This window comes from Companilactobacillus halodurans, assembly GCF_009600985.1.
GTDB lineage: Bacteria > Bacillota > Bacilli > Lactobacillales > Lactobacillaceae > Companilactobacillus > Companilactobacillus halodurans.
Genome location: NZ_VDFP01000011.1, coordinates 1 through 20071, shown reverse-complemented (window position 1 = coordinate 20071; position 20071 = coordinate 1). Strand labels below are relative to the sequence as shown.

22 protein-coding genes are annotated in these 20071 nt (G+C 36.6%); 21 read left to right on the top strand and 1 reads right to left on the bottom strand.

The genetic code is table 11. From position 1 onward, the window contains the following. The first annotated feature begins 1 nt into the window (after position 1). The 7 genes from hisB to hisC are packed head-to-tail and all read left to right on the top strand — an operon-like array spanning position 2 to position 4353. Positions 2–586: an imidazoleglycerol-phosphate dehydratase HisB gene (gene hisB, locus FHL06_RS06690; protein ID WP_153385456.1), complete on the top strand. Its 585-nt coding sequence runs from the start codon at positions 2–4 to the stop codon at positions 584–586. Beyond that, positions 586–1206, top strand: a complete 621-nt coding sequence (hisH, locus tag FHL06_RS06685) for an imidazole glycerol phosphate synthase subunit HisH (RefSeq protein WP_153385455.1) — start codon at positions 586–588, stop codon at positions 1204–1206. The genes hisB and hisH overlap by 1 nt, the downstream gene beginning before the upstream one ends. Beyond that, positions 1187–1933 (top strand): 1-(5-phosphoribosyl)-5-[(5-phosphoribosylamino)methylideneamino]imidazole-4-carboxamide isomerase, encoded by a 747-nt coding sequence (gene hisA, locus FHL06_RS06680; RefSeq protein ID WP_153385454.1) that lies wholly within the window; start codon positions 1187–1189, stop codon positions 1931–1933. Before hisH ends, hisA begins: the two co-directional genes overlap by 20 nt. Beyond that, positions 1902–2660, top strand: a complete 759-nt coding sequence (gene hisF, locus FHL06_RS06675; RefSeq protein ID WP_162000156.1) for an imidazole glycerol phosphate synthase subunit HisF — start codon at positions 1902–1904, stop codon at positions 2658–2660. The genes hisA and hisF overlap by 32 nt, the downstream gene beginning before the upstream one ends. Then, on the top strand, positions 2660–2968 hold the full coding sequence (hisI, locus tag FHL06_RS06670) for a phosphoribosyl-AMP cyclohydrolase (protein WP_162000155.1): 309 nt from the start codon (positions 2660–2662) through the stop codon (positions 2966–2968). Before hisF ends, hisI begins: the two co-directional genes overlap by 1 nt. Before the next feature lie 13 nt (positions 2969–2981). Next, positions 2982–3314, top strand: a complete 333-nt coding sequence (gene hisE, locus FHL06_RS06665) for a phosphoribosyl-ATP diphosphatase (protein WP_153385451.1) — start codon at positions 2982–2984, stop codon at positions 3312–3314. A 10-nt stretch (positions 3315–3324) separates the two neighbouring features. After that, positions 3325–4353 carry a histidinol-phosphate transaminase gene (gene hisC, locus FHL06_RS06660; RefSeq protein WP_153385450.1) on the top strand — a complete coding sequence of 343 codons (1029 nt, stop codon included), beginning with the start codon at positions 3325–3327 and terminating at the stop codon, positions 4351–4353. 103 nt (positions 4354–4456) lie between these two features. Here hisC and FHL06_RS06655 read toward each other — a convergent pair whose 3' ends face one another. Next, positions 4457–5278, bottom strand: a complete 822-nt coding sequence (locus FHL06_RS06655) for a pyruvate, water dikinase regulatory protein (RefSeq protein ID WP_153385449.1) — start codon at positions 5276–5278, stop codon at positions 4457–4459. 122 nt (positions 5279–5400) lie between these two features. Here FHL06_RS06655 and rpsU point away from each other — a divergent pair, with 122 nt between their 5' ends. From rpsU to pepT, 14 genes are all read left to right on the top strand, one after another. Beyond that, positions 5401–5583, top strand: a complete 183-nt coding sequence (gene rpsU / locus FHL06_RS06650; protein ID WP_010019742.1) for a 30S ribosomal protein S21 — start codon at positions 5401–5403, stop codon at positions 5581–5583. Positions 5584–5692: 109 nt separating this feature from the next. Continuing rightward, entirely contained in the window at positions 5693–6670 is a 978-nt protein-coding gene (locus tag FHL06_RS06645) for a PhoH family protein (protein ID WP_153385448.1), read from the top strand. A gap of 15 nt (positions 6671–6685) precedes the next feature. Then, positions 6686–7156 carry an rRNA maturation RNase YbeY gene (gene ybeY / locus FHL06_RS06640; RefSeq protein ID WP_153385447.1) on the top strand — a complete coding sequence of 157 codons (471 nt, stop codon included), beginning with the start codon at positions 6686–6688 and terminating at the stop codon, positions 7154–7156. 132 nt (positions 7157–7288) lie between these two features. Continuing rightward, positions 7289–7690, top strand: a complete 402-nt coding sequence (locus FHL06_RS06635; protein WP_337692537.1) for a cytidine deaminase — start codon at positions 7289–7291, stop codon at positions 7688–7690. A 2-nt stretch (positions 7691–7692) separates the two neighbouring features. After that, entirely contained in the window at positions 7693–8607 is a 915-nt protein-coding gene (gene era, locus FHL06_RS06630) for a GTPase Era (RefSeq protein ID WP_153385446.1), read from the top strand. Then, the gene (gene recO / locus FHL06_RS06625) at positions 8607–9365 is read left to right on the top strand and encodes a DNA repair protein RecO (RefSeq protein ID WP_153385445.1); all 759 of its coding nucleotides are present in this window, start codon (positions 8607–8609) and stop codon (positions 9363–9365) included. Before era ends, recO begins: the two co-directional genes overlap by 1 nt. Before the next feature lie 224 nt (positions 9366–9589). Then, positions 9590–10498, top strand: coding sequence for a glycine--tRNA ligase subunit alpha (glyQ, locus tag FHL06_RS06620; RefSeq protein ID WP_153385444.1), 909 nt, complete (start codon positions 9590–9592; stop codon positions 10496–10498). Then, positions 10491–12551, top strand: coding sequence for a glycine--tRNA ligase subunit beta (gene glyS, locus FHL06_RS06615; RefSeq protein WP_153385443.1), 2061 nt, complete (start codon positions 10491–10493; stop codon positions 12549–12551). Before glyQ ends, glyS begins: the two co-directional genes overlap by 8 nt. Positions 12552–12829: 278 nt before the next feature. After that, positions 12830–14653 carry a DNA primase gene (gene dnaG / locus FHL06_RS06610; RefSeq protein ID WP_153385442.1) on the top strand — a complete coding sequence of 608 codons (1824 nt, stop codon included), beginning with the start codon at positions 12830–12832 and terminating at the stop codon, positions 14651–14653. A gap of 22 nt (positions 14654–14675) precedes the next feature. Continuing rightward, positions 14676–15803 (top strand): RNA polymerase sigma factor RpoD, encoded by a 1128-nt coding sequence (gene rpoD / locus FHL06_RS06605; protein WP_153385441.1) that lies wholly within the window; start codon positions 14676–14678, stop codon positions 15801–15803. Positions 15804–15967: 164 nt separating this feature from the next. Then, entirely contained in the window at positions 15968–17164 is a 1197-nt protein-coding gene (locus FHL06_RS06600) for an SAM-dependent methyltransferase (protein ID WP_153385440.1), read from the top strand. Positions 17165–17172: 8 nt separating this feature from the next. Then, positions 17173–17862 (top strand): tRNA (adenine(22)-N(1))-methyltransferase TrmK, encoded by a 690-nt coding sequence (locus tag FHL06_RS06595; RefSeq protein WP_162000152.1) that lies wholly within the window; start codon positions 17173–17175, stop codon positions 17860–17862. Beyond that, positions 17863–18654 carry a Nif3-like dinuclear metal center hexameric protein gene (locus FHL06_RS06590; protein WP_153385439.1) on the top strand — a complete coding sequence of 264 codons (792 nt, stop codon included), beginning with the start codon at positions 17863–17865 and terminating at the stop codon, positions 18652–18654. It abuts the gene before it with no gap. Positions 18655–18667: 13 nt separating this feature from the next. Then, entirely contained in the window at positions 18668–19915 is a 1248-nt protein-coding gene (pepT, locus tag FHL06_RS06585) for a peptidase T (protein ID WP_153385438.1), read from the top strand. Positions 19916–20071 lie beyond the last annotated feature (156 nt).

Below are 20071 nucleotides of genomic sequence, written 5' to 3'. Positions count from 1 at the left end.
TATGAGAAAAGCAACGATTGAAAGAAAAACGCAGGAGACACAAATAAAAATCAGTCTAAATTTAGATGAGCAAACAGGTATCAAAATTGATACAGGAATTGGTTTTTTGAATCATATGTTGACGCTTTTTGCTAAACACGGACGTTTCGGCTTAGAAGTTGTAGCTCACGGAGACCTCGACGTCGATCCTCATCACACAACAGAAGATACCGGTATCGTTTTAGGCGAATGTTTCAAAAAGGCCCTTGGAAATAAGGTTGGTATTGAACGTTATGGAACAGAATTTGTACCAATGGATGAGACCTTAGGTCAGGTCAGCGTTGATCTTAGTGGAAGATCTTATCTGGTATTTGATGCCGAATTGACTAATCCAAGATTAGGTGGTTTGGATACTGAAACAGTGGAAGATTTCTTTCAGGCAGCTGCCTTTGCAGCAGAAATGAATTTACACGCGCGGATTCTCTATGGTAGAAATACGCACCACAAAGTTGAAAGCCTTTTTAAAGCTTTTGGCAGAGCAATGCGTGATGCAGTTACTATCAACCCAGATATTATCGGGGTCAATTCTACGAAAGGTGTGATTTGATGTTTGCAATCGTTGATTACGATACTGGTAATACATTGAATTTAAAAAAAGCCCTTAATTATTTAAAAATCGATAATAAATTGACAGCTGATGCAGAAGAAATTTTAAATGCTCAAGCAATTATTCTTCCTGGCGTAGGTGCTTTTGAAAGTGCAGTAGAGTCATTAGAAAAACGTGATTTGATTGATACTTTGAAGATGGCCGCTCGAAAAAAAATACCTTTTTTGGGGATTTGTTTAGGGATGCAGCTACTCTTTGAAGATAGCGAAGAATATGGCCTAAATAAAGGCTTAAATTTGATTCCCGGACATGTCTTGGCAATACCAGACACTGGTTTGAAGGTTCCTCAAATGGGCTGGAATCAAAATGTTGTTAAACAAGTCAGTCCTTTTAAGATAATCGATAATCAATTTACTTATTTTGTTCATTCATATTATGCTGATTGTCCTGCACAATACGTTATCTCAGAAGTCGACTATGGTATTAAAATCCCTAGTATCGTTCAGAATGAAAATGTGATTGGAATGCAATTTCATCCTGAAAAAAGCGGTCAAGTAGGTTTAGATTTGTTGAAAAAATTTCAAAAGATGGTGATGGAAAATGATTTTTCCCGCAATTGATTTACATAACAGTCAAAGCGTCAGGTTGTATCAAGGAGATTATCAAAAGGTCACCTTAATCAATAAAGATCCAGTTACTCAAGCTCAAGAGATAGCGAAACAAGGCGTCAATCAGATTCATTTGGTCGATCTTGATGGAGCTAAAAGCGGTCATTTGGAAAATTACGAGATGATAGAAAACATCAGACGACATTTTGCAGGCTTTTTAGAATTTGGCGGAGGAATTAGGGATGAAAAAACTGCCCGCATGTATTTAGATATGGGAATTGACCGAATCATTATTGGTTCAGCAGCTATTGAAAATCCTGATTTTGTCAAAAGATTATTAAAAGAATACGGTGGCAAAAGAATTGTTATTGGTGTTGATGGAAAAGATGGCAAAGTTGCGGTTAATGGCTGGATTGAGCAATCAAACATCTTAATGGAAGACTTAATTAAAGAAATGATGAATCAAGGAGCACAATCATTTATTGTGACTGACGTAGCTCGAGATGGAACAATGACAGGACCAAATTTAAATTTATTAATGTTGCTTAGTCAAAAAATTCCCCAAGCTAATCTTGTTGCTAGCGGTGGCGTTCGTAATAAGAAAGATTTACATAATTTAAGAGCTCTCGGAATTCAAGATGTCATTATCGGTAAAGCTTTATATGAAAAGACAATCACTCTTAAACAGATTGTGGAGGTGGAAAATGGTGTTAGCGAAGCGAATAATCCCCTGTCTTGATGTTGATGATGGACGAGTGAAAAAGGGTATCAATTTTGTTAACTTGACTGATGTTGGCGACCCAGTAGCAATTGCTGCACAGTATCAAAAGCAAGGTGCTGATGAACTGGTTTTTTTAGACATATCAGCGACTAACGAAAAAAGAAAAACGATGTTAGATGTTGTTGAACAAGTTTCTCAAGAAGTTTTCATGCCTTTGACAATTGGTGGCGGAGTTAGTTCAGTTTTGGATATCCAAAATTTATTAAGAGCCGGTGCCGATAAGGTTGCTATCAATTCAGCGGCAATCGATAATCCAGAATTGATTTCTCAAGGTGCTAAAAAGTTTGGCAATCAGTGCATCGTTTCAGCAATTGATGTGAAATTTGATGCTGCTCTTCAAAAATATTTCGTCTACACTCATGGCGGTAAAAAAAAGACCAATCTTGAAGCAATAGCTTGGGCCAAACGAGTCGTGGAACTTGGAGCAGGCGAATTGTTGGTCACAGGAATGGATCAAGACGGAACTAAGAATGGTTTTAACATTTCGTTATATCAAAAATTAAATCAAGCAGTAAATGTTCCCATCATTGCTTCTGGGGGTGCCGGAAAATTACAAGACTTTAGTGAAGTTTTTTTAAAAGCCAAAGTTGATGGTGCTTTAGCAGCCTCAGTATTCCACTATGGCGAATTAACGATAAAAGATGTCAAACAATATCTTAATCAAAAAGGAGTTGTTGTTAGATGATCGAACCAGATTTTTCGAAGGGATTGTTAACTACAGTAGTTCAAGATGACCAGACAAAAGAAGTCTTAATGGTCGCTTGGATGAATCAAGAGAGCTATCAAAAAACTAAAGCGAGCGGTCAAACATGGTTTTGGTCACGTTCAAGAAAAGAATTATGGCATAAAGGTGCCACTAGCGGCAATTTGCAAGATGTTGTAAAGATGACATTAGATTGCGATAAAGATACGTTGTTGGTTGAAGTGAAACCTCATGGTCCAGCATGTCATACGGGGCACAGAAGCTGTTTTTATCAAAGTATCGATGAATAAAGGAGAAATTTGGATGCAAAATTTAGATGAATTATACGAAATGGTCTTAGATAGAAAGAATAATCCTAAAAAGGGATCCTACACTGATTATTTGTTCACTAAAGGTTTGGACAAAATTTTAAAAAAAGTTGGCGAAGAGGCGACCGAAGTCATTGTTGCATCCAAAAACCCGGATAAACCACGTGGAGATGATGAATTAGTTTATGAATCAGCTGATTTGTTATATCACCTTTGTGTTTTGTGGGCTCAACAGGGAGTAAGTTTTGATCAAATCAAAAAAGAATTGGCTAAACGTGAAGGATTGATGAGTCAATTCAAGGATCGTCCTGAAATTAAAGACTTATAGGAGGCAACTGATGAGAGAAGTTATCAAAAAATTACAGCCATATGTCCCAGAAAAGCCTTTAGAAATATTAAAAGATGAACTAGGATTGAAAAAATTAGTTCGTTTGTCGGCTAATGAAAATCCTTATGGGACTTCACCAAAAGTAAAAAAAGCAGTAATCGATTGGACTTATGAACAAAGCAATCGATATCCAGATGGAAATGCTAGTGAATTGCGTCAACTAATTGCAAAAAGGTTTTCATTAGATCCAAAACAAATCGTTTTTAGCGTCGGCTTAGATGAAATGATTGCCATGTTATCAAGGGTCTTTTTGGAACCAGGAGATGAAGAACTTATTTCGACGCCAACTTTTTCAGAATATGCTCTGAATGCCGAAATCGAGGAAGCTTCTATAAAAAAGGTGCCGGTTTTAAATAATGGGGGCATTGATTTTTCAGGGATGCTCGAAGCTGTAAATTCTAAGACTAAGTTGATCTGGCTTTGCAATCCTAATAATCCGACAGGAACTTATGAAACAACTGCAGATATTGAAAAATTTATTCAGCAAGTTCCAAATAAACTGGTTTTAATCGACGAAGCATATATTGATTTCGTTGATCAAGAAAAGCCATCAACTATGGAACTGACTAAAAAATACCCTAATGTCGTTGTCATGCGGACGTTCTCCAAAGTCTATGGCTTAGCTAATTTTCGAATCGGCTATTCAGTCTTTGCCAAGCAAATCGCTGAGCAGATGCAAAAAGTAAGATTGCCATATAATGTTAATTCAATTGCTCAAGTTGCTGCTAAAGCGGCTTTTGAAGATCAAAATTTTGTGGATCAGGTGGTGCAAAAAAATTCTGAACAAAGAATTTCTTTGGAACGATTTTTTAACCGTTTGGAAATAAAGTATTATCAAAGTCAGGCTAACTTTATTTTCTTCAAATATCCTGAAGCTGAAAAGCTGGCTAATTATTTGTTACAAAATGGCTACTTACTCAGAACGGAACTGAAAAAAGACTGGTTAAGATTAACTATTGGCACAAAGGAAGATAATTAAGAAATTCAAAAATTGATTGAAAATTATGGAAGAGAGTAAAAAGAGAGCTCCTTAGACGTGTGAATTAAGTCTAAAGAGCTCTTTTTGATGTCATAAAAAATAATTAGCCTTTTTGATAGCCATTAAAATTAAGCTTTTCCATAATTATAGCAGCTGTCTCTTCAATTGAACGGTCGGCAGTGTTGATTACTGGACAACCGAGTTTCTTATAAATTTTATCTGAGTAATCCAGTTCTTTTTTAATTTCGTCTTCATCAGAGTAGGTAGCATCAGGATTTAGTCCATAAGCTATCATTCTTTGACGACGGATTTTAAGCAAAACATTCATATCATTAGTCAAGCCAACGATTTTACTTCTATCAACGTCCCATAATTGGTCTGGGAGACTCATCGAAGGCCCTAATGGTAAATTAGCTACTCTAATATTTTTATTTGCTAGATAAAGCGAGAGCGGTGTTTTCGAAGTTCTTGAGATTCCTAATAATACCAAATCTGCTTCGAGTAGTCCTTTAGGATTTTGACCGTCATCATTTGAGATGGTAAACTCCATAGCAGAGATCATATCGAAATAATTTTTATCCAATTCGTGCAAGAGTCCTTTTTTACGAATTGGTTTTTGATGGGTCATTTGTGAGAAAGTTCCGATAATTGGATTCAAAATGTCATAGTAAGTGAGGCCATTTTCCTGGCAAAATTTATTGATCACTTCACAGATTTCTTCTGAGACAATTGTGTGTAAAATGACTGAATTCTTGGCTTTAGCCTCATTTAAAATATTTTTTAGCTGTTCGTCGTTTTTAATAAAGGGATATTTAGTATATGTGGTGTCCATTTCAGGAAATTGAATGAATGCTGCTTTAGCAACTCTTAAAGCGGTTTCACCAACGCCATCTGATAGTACAAAAACATTTAATTTTTGTTTCATGATAAATTCCTCCAAAAAAATGTAAAAAATTATTTGAACATTATCTTCTTTTTGTTATAATAACATATGAACTGCAAGAGCAATAGACAGTTACGTTAGAAATCGGAAGGAGGGATTATCATATGGCAAAAACCGTCGTTCGTGAAAACGAGTCGCTTGATGATGCTCTTCGTCGATTCAAACGTTCCGTTTCAAAGAGTGGTACTCTTCAAGAATATAGAAAACGTGAGTTTTACGAAAAGCCAAGTGTCAAGAGAAAGTTAAAGTCTGAGGCTGCTCGTAAGCGCAATAAGAAACGTCGTTAATAGACTTGTTTCGAAAGGTTAAAACATTTATATGTTTTAACCTTTTTTTTATCAAAAAAAACTCTCAATGTGCTATCATTCAAGGTAACAATAGGAGGTTTGTTGTTTATTGACAGAAAAAGTTGAACTAATTAAAAAGAGCATTCAAATCAAGAATCCTCAAAATGCCATCAATCTTTTCGGTGTTAATGATAGTAATTTACATTTAATTGAGGAAGGCTTAGATGTTCAAATTCACGCCTTTGGCGATCGTCTGGATGTAACGGGGACTGAGGAAAATGTTTCTAATACATTGGCATTACTGAAGAAATTAATAGAATTAGCAAATTCCGGAGTTAGTTTGGGTGCTGCTGATGTAGTCAGTGGCTTGAAGATGTCCGAACGAGGAACTTTGGATTATTTTGGTGATTTATATAAGGATGAATTGATCAAAGATTTCAGTGGTAAACCTGTTCGGGTGAGAAATTTTGGTCAACGACAATATGTTAATGCAATCAACCACAACGACATAACATTTGGAATCGGGCCTGCCGGAACTGGTAAAACTTATTTAGCCGTTGTTATGGCAGTTTCTGCTTTGAAACAAGGTAAAGTTCAAAGAATCATTTTGACTCGTCCAGCTGTTGAAGCGGGCGAAAGTCTTGGCTTCTTGCCTGGAGATTTGAAAGAGAAGGTCGACCCTTACATGAGACCTATTTATGACGCCTTGTATGCCATTTTAGGGTCAGAACATACTGGAAGACTATTGGAACGTGGCGTGATTGAGGTTGCTCCTTTAGCCTATATGAGAGGTCGTACTTTGGATGAAGCATTTGTTATTCTAGATGAGGCGCAAAATACGACTCGTGAACAAATGAAAATGTTTTTAACACGTCTTGGATTTGATTCCAAGATGATTGTTAATGGTGATATTTCACAAATTGATTTGCCTGGACACACTCGTAGCGGGTTGATTCAAGCTCAATCAGTTTTGAATAACTTGCCACATATCCATTTCGTCAATTTCACTTCCGCTGATGTTGTTAGACATCCAGTGGTGGCTGAAATTATCGATGCCTATGAGAAATCAGACAAAAATGAAAAATAAGTATTGGGGACTATTATGGACTTAGAAATTTATAATGATGATAATTTAATTGATCAAACAAGAGAGAACTGGGTCAAAGATATCGTGCAATTTACTTTTAATAAATTGGAATTAAAAGATAATACACAATTGTCGATTCACTTTGTAACAAAGGATAAGATTCACGAGATCAACAAAAAATATCGTGATACGGATCGAGCTACTGATGTGATTAGTTTTGCCATTAACGATGGTGAAGATTCACTTGATTACTTGGAAGCGCAAATTCCTGATTTACCAGTTGACTTGGGCGATCTCTTTATCAGTGTAGAAATCGTTGACGAACATGCTAAAGAATACGAGCATTCATTTGACCGTGAATTAGGCTATACGATTGTTCACGGAATTCTTCACTTAAACGGTTATGATCATATTAAAAAAGAAGACGAAAAAGTCATGATTGGCTTACAAGAAAAAATTCTCAGTGCTTATGGATTAGAAAAGTAGAAAACAATTATAAATTGGAATATAAGGCGAATTTAGCTTTATATTCTTTTTTTTACTTATTACTTTCTAGTTAAGGGAATCTCTTGTATTATAATTAATAGTTAAGATACATATTAAAGGAGACTGTAACTAGTGGAGATTAACGAGAAGCAATTATTTGAGATTGCAAGTAAGGCAATGGAAAATGCCTATACTCCTTATTCGAATTACAAAGTGGGTGCAGCAATACTTTGTGACGATGGAAAAATTTATTCTGGTGTCAATGTTGAAAATGCATCCTTTGGATTGACGAATTGTGCCGAAAGGACAGCTATCTTTAAGGCTGTTTCAGAAGGTGCTAAGAAGGTTTTGGCGATTGCAATTGTCAACCAGACTAAAGTGATGTCAAAGCCTTGTGGAGCTTGTCGACAAGTGATGAGCGAATTCATGGGTCCAGAAGATGTCGTTTTTTTAGCAAATAGCCAAAACGAATACAAAGAATTTACTTTTAAAGAAATTTTGCCACTAGCATTCAGTGATGAGGACATGGATTAATTATGGATAACAAAAATTTTAAATCAGGTTTCGTAGCAATTGTAGGACGTCCTAACGTTGGTAAATCAACATTTATGAATCGTATTATTAAAGAACAGATTGCAATTACTTCACCGAAAGCACAAACAACACGTAACAAGATTCAAGGTATTTATACGGATGATGAACGTCAAATCATTTTCTTGGATACACCCGGTATTCACAAGCCTCACAACGACTTGGACCAATATATGGATAAAGCTGCTATTTCAGCTCTAAAAGAAGTTGATGCTGTTTTATTCATGACTGAAGCTGGCGAACAAGCAGGTCCTGGAGACAAGTTTATTATTGAAGAATTGAAAAAAGTCAAAGCACCAGTTTTCTTAGTTTTGAATAAAATTGATTTGATCAATCCTGACGAAATGGCGCCACAAATTGACGAGTATAAGGATTTAATGGATTTTGCCGAAGTAATTCCAATTTCAGCAACTAATGGTAATAATGTTGAAGACTTATTCGACACTTTGACAAAACATTTGCCAGAGGGACCACAATATTATGCAGCTGACCAAATTACCGACCACCCAGAATACTTTATCGTTGGTGAATTGATTCGTGAGAAGATTTTGGAAGATACCCGTGATGAAATTCCCCACTCAGTTGCTGTTGTCGTAGAATCGATGAAACAAAGAAGCGAAGCTGGAAAACTCCAAGTTGAAGCTTATATTTATGTTGAACGCGAGAGCCAAAAGCCAATCGTTATCGGTCGTGGCGGTTCAATGTTGAAGAATATTGGGATTGGTTCACGAATCAAGATTGAGCACCTCTTAGGCGAAAAAATCAATTTGAAGCTTTGGGTTCGAGTTAAAAAGAATTGGCGCGATGATCCTGCTTTCTTAGCTAGTGCTGGCTATTCACTAAAGGATCTCAATAATTAATGCACCAAACGCCTACTAATTTTTTTGGTATCGTCGTTCGTCGACAGCGCTATAAAGAACGGGATGCTTTAGTTACGATTTTGACCAAAGAATATGGCTTTAGAACTTTTTTGGTCAGAGGTACACAAACAGCTAAGTCCAAGATTTCTGGGTCAGTGATCACTTTTTCCTATGGTGAATATTCAGGCGTCGTCAAAAAGGAAGGTCTGTCTTATTTGAATTCAGCTAGTGATATCAAACAATTTGATGAAATCATCAATGATATCGAATTGAATGCCTATGCGACCTTTTTATTTGACCTCTATCATGAAGCCTTTATCGATGATCCAGTGCCGGATAACTGGTATCGGATGTTGTTTAAAGCTTTGCTTTATATTGAAAATGGTTCTGATGCCCAAATCATCGTTAATATTATGCAGATGAAACTCTTAAAGGCCTTTGGCGTTGAACCCAATATGGATTCTTGCGTCGTTGGCGGCGAAACTGAGGGTGTGTTTGACTTTTCAGTTTTATTAGGTGGCTTACTTTGTTCAAAGCATTTCGATAGCGATATTCATCGGCTGCACATTCCTAAACGAATCGTCTATTTTTTAAGATTGTTTAGCAAAATCAGCCTTTCACAAGTGGGAAAAATTGAGATTAAAGAGAACAATAAAGATTTGATTCAACATGCTATTGATGCTATCTATTTAGGAACAGTTGGTTATTATCCTAAAAGCAAAACTTTTATTGATAAAATGAAGCGTTGGCATTTGTAGTTAATTGACAATCATTAAAAAAATGGTTATATTGATAAATGTTGAAACAGCGACGAAGGACAGTGAAAGCTTCGAACAGATTTATGGCGTACAAATTTAATTTGAATATAAAAGAGCAGGACTTTGTCCTGAATTAGGGTGGAACCGCGAATACTCGTCCCTTGCAGAAGTACCTCAGTGTACCTGCAAGGGATTTTTTTGTGTTTTGTCCGAAGGGAGAAAAAATGGTTAAGAAGTTAAATATACAAGATATGATTCTTACGCTTCAAAAGTTTTGGGGCAGTAAGGGCTGCATGTTGATGCAAGCCTATGATACAGAAAAGGGTGCTGGTACCATGAGTCCCTATACATTTTTACGTGCGATCGGGCCGGAACCATGGAATGCAGCTTACGTTGAACCATCAAGACGTCCAGCTGATGGTCGTTATGGCGAGAACCCTAATCGTTTGTACCAACACCACCAATTCCAAGTTGTTATGAAGCCAGCTCCAGAAAATATTCAAGAATATTACTTGGATTCATTGAGAGCTTTAGGAATTGAACCTTTGGAACATGATATTCGTTTCGTTGAAGATAACTGGGAGAACCCTTCAATGGGCTGTGCCGGTGTTGGCTGGGAAGTTTGGCTTGATGGTATGGAAGTTTCACAATTTACATACTTCCAACAAGTCGGTGGACTCCAATGTCATCCAACAACTAGTGAGATTACATATGGTGTTGAACGTTTAGCTTCATATATTCAAGATGTTAACTCAGTTTACGATCTTGAGTGGGGCGACGGCGTTTTATACGGTGATATTTTCAAAGAACCAGAATATGAACACTCAAAATATTCATTTGAAGAAAGCAATCAAGATATGTTGTTTAAATTCTTCGATGAATACGAAAAAGAAGCTAATCGCTTGATGGATTTAGGCTTAGTTCACCCAGCTTACGATTATATTTTGAAATGTTCACATACATTTAACTTGCTTGATGCTCGTGGTGCGGTTTCAGTTACAGAACGTGCTGCCTTCTTGTCAAGAATTAGAAAGATGGCTCACAAGGTTGCCAAAGCCTTCGTTGAAGAAAGAAAGAAACGTGGCTTCCCACTTCTAGCAAACAGCCAAGTAAAGGAGAATGAAAATGCCTAAAAATTACTTATTAGAAATCGGTTTGGAAGAAATGCCAGCCCATGTCGTTACTAAGAGTGTTAACCAATTTGCTCAAAGAGCTGAAAAATTCTTAAAAGAAAATCGTATTTCCTTTGATTCAATCGAAAAATTTTCGACTCCTAGACGTTTGACGATTCTTGTTAAGGGAATTGCTGACAAGCAAACTGATATTGATGTTAAAGCTAAGGGACCATCAAAGAAAATTGCTCAAGATGCTGATGGCAACTGGACTAAAGCTGCTCAAGGATTTGCCCGTGGCCAAAAGATGACTCCTGACGACATCTTTTTTGAAGAACTAAAAGGTGTTGAATACGCCTATATTCAAAAACACGAAGACGGTAAAAAAGTTGAAGATATTTTGACTCATATGGACGAGGTAATTACAGCAATTACCTTCCCAACAAGAATGCGTTGGGGCTCATATGATTTCGAATATATCAGACCAATTCACTGGTTAGTTTCATTGCTTGATAACAAAGAAGTTCCTGTTCAAGTGCTCGATATTAAATCAGGTCGCATGACACGTGGACACCGTTTCTTAGGTGAAGATATCGAAATTGACGATGCTAAAAATTACGTTGAAAAATTAAAATCACAATTTGTGATTGCTGATGCTAAAGAACGTAAACAAATTATCTCTGACCAAATTGATAAAATTGCCAAGGATAACGACTGGGATATTGATGTTGACGCTGATTTATTGGAAGAAGTTAACAACTTAGTTGAGTATCCAACAACATTCTATGGCTCATTTGATAAGAAATATTTGGAAATCCCTGACGAAGTTTTGATTACTTCAATGAAGGATAACCAAAGATATTTCTATGTTCGTGACCAAGAAGGCAACCTTGCTCCGTACTTTATTGGGGTTAGAAACGGTAATTCAGAACACATTGAAAATGTTGTTCGTGGTAACGAAAAAGTGCTTGTTGCTCGTTTGGAAGATGCCGACTTCTTCTTTAAAGAAGACCAAAAGGAGACTATTGCTGATTACGTTGAAAAACTCAAATCAGTTAACTTCCACGTTAAAATCGGTACAATGTACGAAAAAATGGCTCGTGTTCACCAAATTGCCGATTACCTAGCAGATTTATTTGGTTTGTCAGCTTCAGAAAAGACCGACCTATTACGTGCTAGTGACATTTATAAATTCGACTTGGTAACAAGCATGGTCGACGAGTTCTCAGAGTTACAAGGTGTCATGGGTGAGAAGTACGCTGAAATCATGGGTGAAACAAAAGGCGTTTCTCAAGCAATCAGAGAACACTATATGCCAATTTCTTCAGAAGGCGATTTGCCTGAAACTAAAGTTGGTGCAGCTTTGGCAATTGCTGACAAATTGGATTCCATCATCACATTTTTTGCCGTTGACTTGATTCCAAGTGGTTCAAATGACCCATACGCCTTGCGTCGTCAAGCCTATGGTATTATCAGAATCTTGAATCAAAACCAATGGTCAATGAACTTAGATGATTTGCAAGATTATTTGAAAGCTAATCTAACTATTCCAGCAAAATTAGACTTGAGTAAGCATGAAAAAGACGTCAACGATTTCATGATTGATCGTGTACGTCAATTGTTGAAACAAGATAAGATTCGTGTTGATATTATTGATGCTGTGGCTGGTGGTTCAAATATTGATCCAATCAAGATGATCGACGTTGCAAAAGTCTTACAAAATCATGCTAACGACGATGACTTCAAGGTAGTGATGGAAGCTCTTGGTCGAATCGTTAACTTATCTAAGAAAGCTAAGTTTGATTATTCTGATGACTTAACAGTTGATGATGCATTGTTTGAAAATCCATCAGAAGCTAAGTTAAAAGAACAAGTTGCCAATGTCAGTGACGACAGTGCTGAAGCTTTGTTCAAACAATTAGCCGCTTTACGTCCTACAATCGATTCATACTTCGATGAGAATATGATTATGGCTAAGGATGAAAAAGTTAAGAATAATCGTTTGACACAACTAGTTATTGCTAATCACTTGATTGCCAAATTAGGTGACTTGTCAAAAGTACTTACTAAATAATTAATATTCTAAAAAGTAATTATATCCTCAAGGGTATGATTGCTTTTTTATTTCCAATCAAAAAAGTTATAAATTACCAGTTAAATGACGTGACTTTTTAGATAGACCGTGTATAATAAATAGTTGACAAGCGACCAGTGGTCCCAGTTTGCACTTTTTGTGGGAGCACTTTTTTATTTCTTGGTCGTTATGTATTGATGCAACATGTTTGTTTTCATGAAATGAATGTGTTAAATTATGATTCACCGTTTTGTTAAACATATGAGGAGGTGACGGCCATGGCAACGAGAATTCCTCAGGAATTCATTGATGAAGTTACCTCGAAGACTAATATTGTCGATGTTATCAGCAAATATGTACAGTTAAAGAAATCTGGTAAAAATTTGTTTGGACTTTGCCCGTTTCATGAGGAACGAACACCATCGTTTTCAGTTGCGGAAGACAAACAAATTTTTCATTGCTTTAGCTGTGGTCGTGGTGGAAATGTTTATAAATTCATTATGGAAATGGAAAATAAGAGTTTTCCAGAATCTGTAATTGAAGTTGCCCAAATGGGGAATATTCCCGTTCCTGATCAATATGAAGCTAGAAACACGCAATATCAAAATTCTGACAGTCGAACATTATTAAAAATGTATAGCGATGCGGCTAAACTTTACAGTCACATTCTGACTAAGACTGAAAATGGTACTCCAGCTTTGAAGTACTTGAAGAATCGAGATCTTTCGGATGATTTGATTCAAACATTTGGAATCGGATATGCGCCGAATAATAATAATCTTTTATTACAGTTTTTCAAAGATCGTGAAATCACAGAAGATGTTTTACGAAAATCAGGATTGTTCGCTGAAAATCAAGAGGGCGAGTTGTTTGACCGCTTTCGTGATCGGGTGATGATTCCAATCACTGATGAGTCTGGTAATATTATTGCCTTTTCAGGGCGTGTTTTAGATAAGAATGCTTCAACGGCAAAATATTTGAATAGTCCTGAAACTGAGATTTTCAATAAAGGTAAGACGTTGTTTAATTTAAATAATGCCAAAAAAGAAATCCGTGAGAAAGGAAACGTAATCCTTTTTGAAGGATTTATGGATGTTATCAGTGCTTATAAAGCAGGCGTTACTAATGGAGTAGCTTCGATGGGTACCAGTTTGACCGACGATCAGCTTTATGTTTTGAGTCGATTGACTGATAAAATCAATGTCTGCTATGACGGAGATGACCCCGGAGTCGAGGCAACTTATCGGGCTTTGACGCAATTGACCGATGACCGGTTCACTTATGGCGTGATCAGTATCCCTGATAAGAAGGACCCCGATGAATATATCAGAAGCGAAGGCGCACAGAAGTTTCAAAATTTAGCAAATGGTGGCGTGCAAACTCCAATTTCCTTTATTTTGAATTACTTCAAACGCAATTATAATCTGAACAACGAACATGACCAATTAGAATTTCTAAATCAGTCATTGCAAGAAATTGTTAAATTGCAATCACCCGTTGAAGTTGATATGTATGTTGGAAAAGTTGCTGATGAAATGGGTGTTTCTAAAGAGTCGATCAATAAGGAATTAGATTCCTTGCGTCGACAAATGGAAATCCAAAAACCAGCTAACAATTACAAAAATGTCCAAAAAAAGGCTTTAGAAAAGGTCACATCTACTGTCAAGCCTAAGTATGACCGCTTAGAAAAGTCTGAGAGATATTTACTATATTGGGCAATCAATTTCCCTGAAATCAGAGTAAATCTGAAAGGTGATGGTTTTAGTTTCGTTAATCAAGACTACCAACGAATTTTTGATTCATTGCTAGCTTATGTTGAAGAAGAAGATATTGACGAGGATGTTAATATTTCTGAGTTCATGAACTTTTTAAGCGATGAAGATAAAAATTTGTTAGCGGAATTAGAGATGATGAATATGCCTGAAGAATATAATGATCAAGAAATTGATGATTATATGAGGAATATCAAAAATTCAGGTTTAGAGTCACAGCTTGGAGATATCAATCAACAGTTGAAGAAAGCTGCTTTAGTTGGCGACAACAAATTGCAGTTGGAATTAGCTCAAAAATTGATTAATCTGAGAAGAATCCTTAGCAATTAAGCATACTGGAGGAATATAATATATGGCTACAAAGAAAACAGCAACAAAAACACCAAAAGTATCAAAAGAATTGAAAGCTGCTACTAAAAAACTTATCAAAGATCTTAAAAAGACCGGTAAGATTACAGAAGATGACCTTCAAGAAAAAATCATCAAACCTTACAAATTAAAAGGCGAGGCTTTGAACAACTTCATCAGTGAGCTTGAAGATGTTGGTATCGGTGTTGTTGATGATAAAGGTAATCCAAGTAAGCTAGCTCTTATGAAAGAAAAGAGCGAGGCTAAAAAGAGTAAGAAATCTACTACAACTACTACTGATATTAAAGTTAACGACCCAGTTAGAATGTACTTAAAGGAAATTGGTCGTGTTCCTTTGCTTAATGCTCAACAAGAAGTTGACCTTGCTTTGAAGATTGAACAAGGCGATGAAGAAGCTAAACAAGCTTTGGCTGAAGCTAACCTTCGTTTGGTTGTTTCAATTGCTAAGAGATACGTTGGACGTGGAATGCAATTCTTGGACTTGATTCAAGAAGGTAACATGGGTCTGATGAAGGCTGTTGAAAAATTTGATTACCGTTTGGGATTTAAGTTTTCAACTTATGCAACTTGGTGGATTAGACAGGCTATCACGCGTGCTATTGCTGACCAAGCTAGAACTATTCGTATTCCAGTTCACATGGTTGAGACCATCAACAAGTTGATTAGAATTCAACGTCAATTGCTTCAAGATTTGGGTCGTGAACCACTTCCAGAAGAAATTGGTGCTGAAATGGATATGCCTACTGGTAAAGTTCGTGATATCTTGAAGATTGCTCAAGAACCAGTTTCATTGGAAACACCTATTGGTGAAGAGGACGACTCGCACCTTGGCGATTTCATTGAAGATTCTGATGCAACAAGTCCTGAAGACCACGCTTCTTATGAATTGTTGAAGGAACAACTTGAAAATGTTTTGGATACTTTAACAGATCGTGAAGAAAATGTTTTACGTCTTCGTTTCGGCCTTGACGATGGTCGTACAAGAACACTTGAAGAAGTTGGTAAAGTCTTCGGTGTTACTCGTGAAAGAATTCGTCAGATTGAAGCAAAGGCATTGAGAAAGTTGCGTCACCCATCAAGATCTAAACAATTAAAGGATTTTCTTGAGTAAAATAGTAACTGTTTTGAGGATTGCCCTAGAGCAATCCTCTTTTTTTGTGAAAAAAGTGCTTTTAAAGACATTTTTATGAATATGTTTCTGAAAATTGGGAGTTTTCATTTATATTTTTTCACATTTTGATTTACAATTAGTATATATTTATTTTGGAGGATGTTATGTTAGATAAAAAGATTTATGATGAAATATTTGAACGTTCATTTACTATTCCTATTAAAGTTATTTTTTTGGATGGCAAAGAAAAGAATTACGGACCAGAGGGAAAATCTGATATAACTATCAAATTTAATGATAAGATTCCTATATCTGAGGTTGTTAAACATGCCACACTTACTTTAGGTGAAGCATATATGGACAAGAAGATTGAAATTGATGGCTCAATCCAAAAATTGATTTCTTCAGCTTACACACAATCAGACAGTTTCATGTCCAGTGCCAAATTAAAGAAAATCATTCCTAAGTTCAGTCACACTGAAGAAGGAAATAAAAAAGAAATTCAAGAACACTATGATATCGGTAATGATTTTTATAAGTTATGGCTTGATAAGACTTTGACATATTCATGTGCTTATTTCAGAACTCCTGAGGACACTTTGGAACAAGCTCAAATGAACAAAGTTCACCATATTTTAAATAAGTTGAATACTAAACCTGGAGAAACAATCCTTGATATTGGTTGTGGTTGGGGAACATTTATGTTCACAGCTGCTAAAGAATACGGCTTGAAAGCTAAGGGTGTAACTCTTAGTCAAGAACAATACGATTACGTTAACCAAAAGATTCAAGACGAAAACTTAACTGACCAAATGGAAGTTATGCTTGAAGATTACCGTGAAGTCAACGAAAAATTCGATCACGTCGTTTCAGTTGGTATGTTCGAACACGTTGGTAAGGAAAACTTGCCTGGCTATTTCCAAACTGTTAAAGACCTTTTGAAGCCAAATGCTAATGCTTTGATTCACGGTATTACTGGCCAACATTATGGTGTCGGTGTCGATGCTTGGTTAGTTAAATATATCTTCCCAGGTGGCTACATTCCTGATCTTAAGGAAAACGTTGGTCATATCTTGGATGCTAAACTCCAAATCGATGACTTAGAACCACTTCGTCGTCACTATCAAAAGACAGTTGAAATTTGGGATCACAACTTCAACAAGGTCAAGGACCAAGTTAAGCAGATGTATGGCGAAAGATTCGTTCGTATGTGGGACTTATATCTTCAAGCCTGTGCTGCTTCATTTGAAAGTGGTAACATCGATGTTGTGCAATACTTATTGACAAACGGACCTAGTGGTACTGCAATGCCAATGACACGTGAATACATGACAGACTTAGACAGAAAGACTGCAGAATAGAGGACAATGTGACTTTACTATCAAAGAGATTACAAGCTGTTTATCAAATGGTTGATAACAATGTGAGAGTGGCTGATATCGGATCAGACCACGCTTATTTGCCCGTAGAATTAATCGAACAAGGAGTTGCTTCATATGCGATTGCAGGTGAAGTGGCACCTGGTCCAATGTCTCGCTCAAAAGAAGACGTCGAGAAGTTCGGACTCAGTGAAAAAATTGATGTTCGTTTAGGTGATGGTCTTGCGGTTATTACTGATAACGACGCAATTGACACAGTTGTGATTGCCGGAATGGGAGGAATATTGATTCAAAATATTTTAACCAGAGCGACAACTGAACAACTGCAAAACGTTAAGACTTTAATTCTGCAACCTAACATTGGTGAGCCTCTTGTACGTCACTGGTTGGTGGAGAATAATTTTGCAATCGTCGATGAAGATATCGTTGAAGAAGATCATCACGTTTACGAAATTATCAAAGCTAACAAAGTTGAGAATCCAGTTAGTTTGACTGAAGCCCAATTTTTGATGGGACCAATTTTGATCGATAAGAAGACAAAGACTTTTGTTGCTAAGTGGCAACATAAACTCAATAGCTATCAAAAGGCAGTTGAGAACATGGGTCATGCTAAAAAAGTCGATCAAGATAAAATTGATGTAATGAACCGATATATTAAATATATTGAGGAGATACTCTAAATGGTTAAAGTTCAAGATATTATTAATAGAATAGAAGAAACTGCACCATTATCAATTAAAATGGAAGGTGACCCCACAGGTTTTCAATTAGGCGATCGTAAGCAAGATGTCAAAACCGTTATGACAGCCTTAGACGTCAGACCAAATGTGGTTCAAGAAGCCATTGAAAAAAAGGTCGACTTGATTGTGGCACACCATCCATTGATGTTTCATGCTGCTCATAATTTAGATTTAGCTTCGCCACAAAATAAAATGTATTGTGACTTGTTATCTCATAATATTTCCGTCTATGCCGCTCATACTAATATTGATAAAGCTCATGATGGTATGAATGACTGGTTGATGGAAGAATTAGGTTTGGAAAATGCTCGCTTCATAGATGAAAATGACGATTATTCGATTGGTCGTATGGGTCAATTGAAAGAACCTATGGATTTAGTTGATTTCGCCAAAATGGTTCGTGATGCCTTTCATGTTCAGAATTTACGCTACGTAAAATCTGATTTAGGACAAAAAGTTAAAAATGTTGCCATAATCGGTGGCGATGCTGGCAAGTTTTATCCAGAAGTTTTGAAGGCTGGTGCCGATACCTTTATTACTGGAGATGTTTACTACCATACGGCCCAGGATATGATGGCTAATGGTCTGAATGTAATCGATCCCGGTCACCATATTGAAGTAATCTTTATTAAAGAAATGGCAAGTATCTTAAATGATTGGAAAAAATCTAATAAATTCGATGTAGATATAGTACAATCAGAAGTGGATACAGAACCATATAATTTCTTATAGGGAGCGTATAAAAATGGCAATAAAATATGAAAAATTGATTCCTCGCTTTTTGGGATATGTTAAGCAAAATACCCGTTCAGATGAGAATTCAACAACAATTCCTTCGACGAAGAGACAAACAGTCTTTTTAGAGAAGCTGGCTGATGAATTAAAAGAAATCGGCATGGAGGATGTCAAAATCCGGAAAGTTGATTCATATTTAACGGCTAAGTTGCCTTCAAATCTTGATAAGGATGTTCCAGTCTTAGGATTGATTTCTCACATCGATACTGCTGACTTTAATTCTGAAAATGTCAAACCTAAAATCGTTGAAGATTATGATGGCAAGAGCGTTATCAACTTGGACGATAAAGGCGAATATACTTTGGACCCAGCTGTTTTTCCTTCATTGAAGAACTACGCTGGTCAAACTTTGATTACTGCTAGTGGCGATACACTTTTAGGTTCCGATGATAAATCTGGTGTGGCTGAGATCATTACAGCCATGGAATACTTGATTGGTCATCCAGAAGTTAAACACGGTGAAATTAAAATCGGCTTAGGTCCTGATGAAGAAATCGGAACAGGTGCTAAGCATTTTGATGTCAAAGACTTTGGTGCCGACTTCGCCTATACAGTTGATGGTGGTCCAGTAGGTCAATTGGAATTTGAAACTTTCAGTGCTGCTAGTTTGAAAGTTCATATTACTGGTAAAGATGTTCACCCATCTGGCGCTAAGGGTATCATGGTCAACTCATTGTTAATTGCTAATGAATTCCAAAGTGCCCTTCCTGCTGATGAAGTACCTGAAAAGACTGATGGTCGTGATGGTTTCTTCTTACTTTGCGATGAACAAGGTTCAATCGATCATACTGATATGAATTATATTATTCGTGACTTTGAACGTGACGGTCTAAAAAGCCGCAAGGACAAGGTCACAGAAATCGTTAAGTCATTGAATGACAAGTATGGTGAGGGTACTGTTAAAATCGATATGGGCGACCAATACTACAACATGTATGATGTTATGAAAGACCATATGGAAGTAGTTCACTTAGCTGAACAAGCTATGAAGAACTTGGATATAGAACCAGATGAAGCCCCAGTTCGTGGTGGGACTGATGGTTCAACAATTTCCTTTATGGGTCTACCAACACCAAACTTGTTTGCTGGTGGCGAAAACATGCACGGACGCTTTGAATATGTGGCTGAAGAGTCAATGGAAAAAGCTGTCGATGTAATTTTAGAAATTATTAAATTAAATAATGATAATAAAAAATAAAGTTAATTCGTTTAGAAGGTAGCTTTATCGGCTGTTCGTCAAATTAAGTTGATGGCAGTTTACATAAGCAGTTAGATCATAATTGGTCTAGCTGTTTTTTATTTGGCTGACGAGCTTGCTCGGAGCCAAAAAATTTGAAGATTGATACGCTTAATA

Bases quoted from the DNA above. Each gene is read 5' to 3' on its own strand.
- hisB (WP_153385456.1), top strand. From the start codon at position 2: ATGAGAAAAGCAACGATTGAAAGAAAAACGCAGGAGACACAAATAAAA.
- rpsU (WP_010019742.1), top strand. From the start codon at position 5,401: ATGGCAAAAACCGTCGTTCGTGAAAACGAGTCGCTTGATGATGCTCTT.
- era (WP_153385446.1), top strand. From the start codon at position 7,693: ATGGATAACAAAAATTTTAAATCAGGTTTCGTAGCAATTGTAGGACGT.
- hisC (WP_153385450.1), top strand. From the start codon at position 3,325: ATGAGAGAAGTTATCAAAAAATTACAGCCATATGTCCCAGAAAAGCCT.
- FHL06_RS06590 (WP_153385439.1), top strand. From the start codon at position 17,863: ATGGTTAAAGTTCAAGATATTATTAATAGAATAGAAGAAACTGCACCA.
- dnaG (WP_153385442.1), top strand. From the start codon at position 12,830: ATGGCAACGAGAATTCCTCAGGAATTCATTGATGAAGTTACCTCGAAG.
- recO (WP_153385445.1), top strand. From the start codon at position 8,607: ATGCACCAAACGCCTACTAATTTTTTTGGTATCGTCGTTCGTCGACAG.
- FHL06_RS06600 (WP_153385440.1), top strand. From the start codon at position 15,968: ATGTTAGATAAAAAGATTTATGATGAAATATTTGAACGTTCATTTACT.
- FHL06_RS06655 (WP_153385449.1), bottom strand. From the start codon at position 5,278: ATGAAACAAAAATTAAATGTTTTTGTACTATCAGATGGCGTTGGTGAA.
- hisH (WP_153385455.1), top strand. From the start codon at position 586: ATGTTTGCAATCGTTGATTACGATACTGGTAATACATTGAATTTAAAA.
- ybeY (WP_153385447.1), top strand. From the start codon at position 6,686: ATGGACTTAGAAATTTATAATGATGATAATTTAATTGATCAAACAAGA.
- hisA (WP_153385454.1), top strand. From the start codon at position 1,187: ATGATTTTTCCCGCAATTGATTTACATAACAGTCAAAGCGTCAGGTTG.
- hisE (WP_153385451.1), top strand. From the start codon at position 2,982: ATGCAAAATTTAGATGAATTATACGAAATGGTCTTAGATAGAAAGAAT.
- glyQ (WP_153385444.1), top strand. From the start codon at position 9,590: ATGGTTAAGAAGTTAAATATACAAGATATGATTCTTACGCTTCAAAAG.
- glyS (WP_153385443.1), top strand. From the start codon at position 10,491: ATGCCTAAAAATTACTTATTAGAAATCGGTTTGGAAGAAATGCCAGCC.
- rpoD (WP_153385441.1), top strand. From the start codon at position 14,676: ATGGCTACAAAGAAAACAGCAACAAAAACACCAAAAGTATCAAAAGAA.
- pepT (WP_153385438.1), top strand. From the start codon at position 18,668: ATGGCAATAAAATATGAAAAATTGATTCCTCGCTTTTTGGGATATGTT.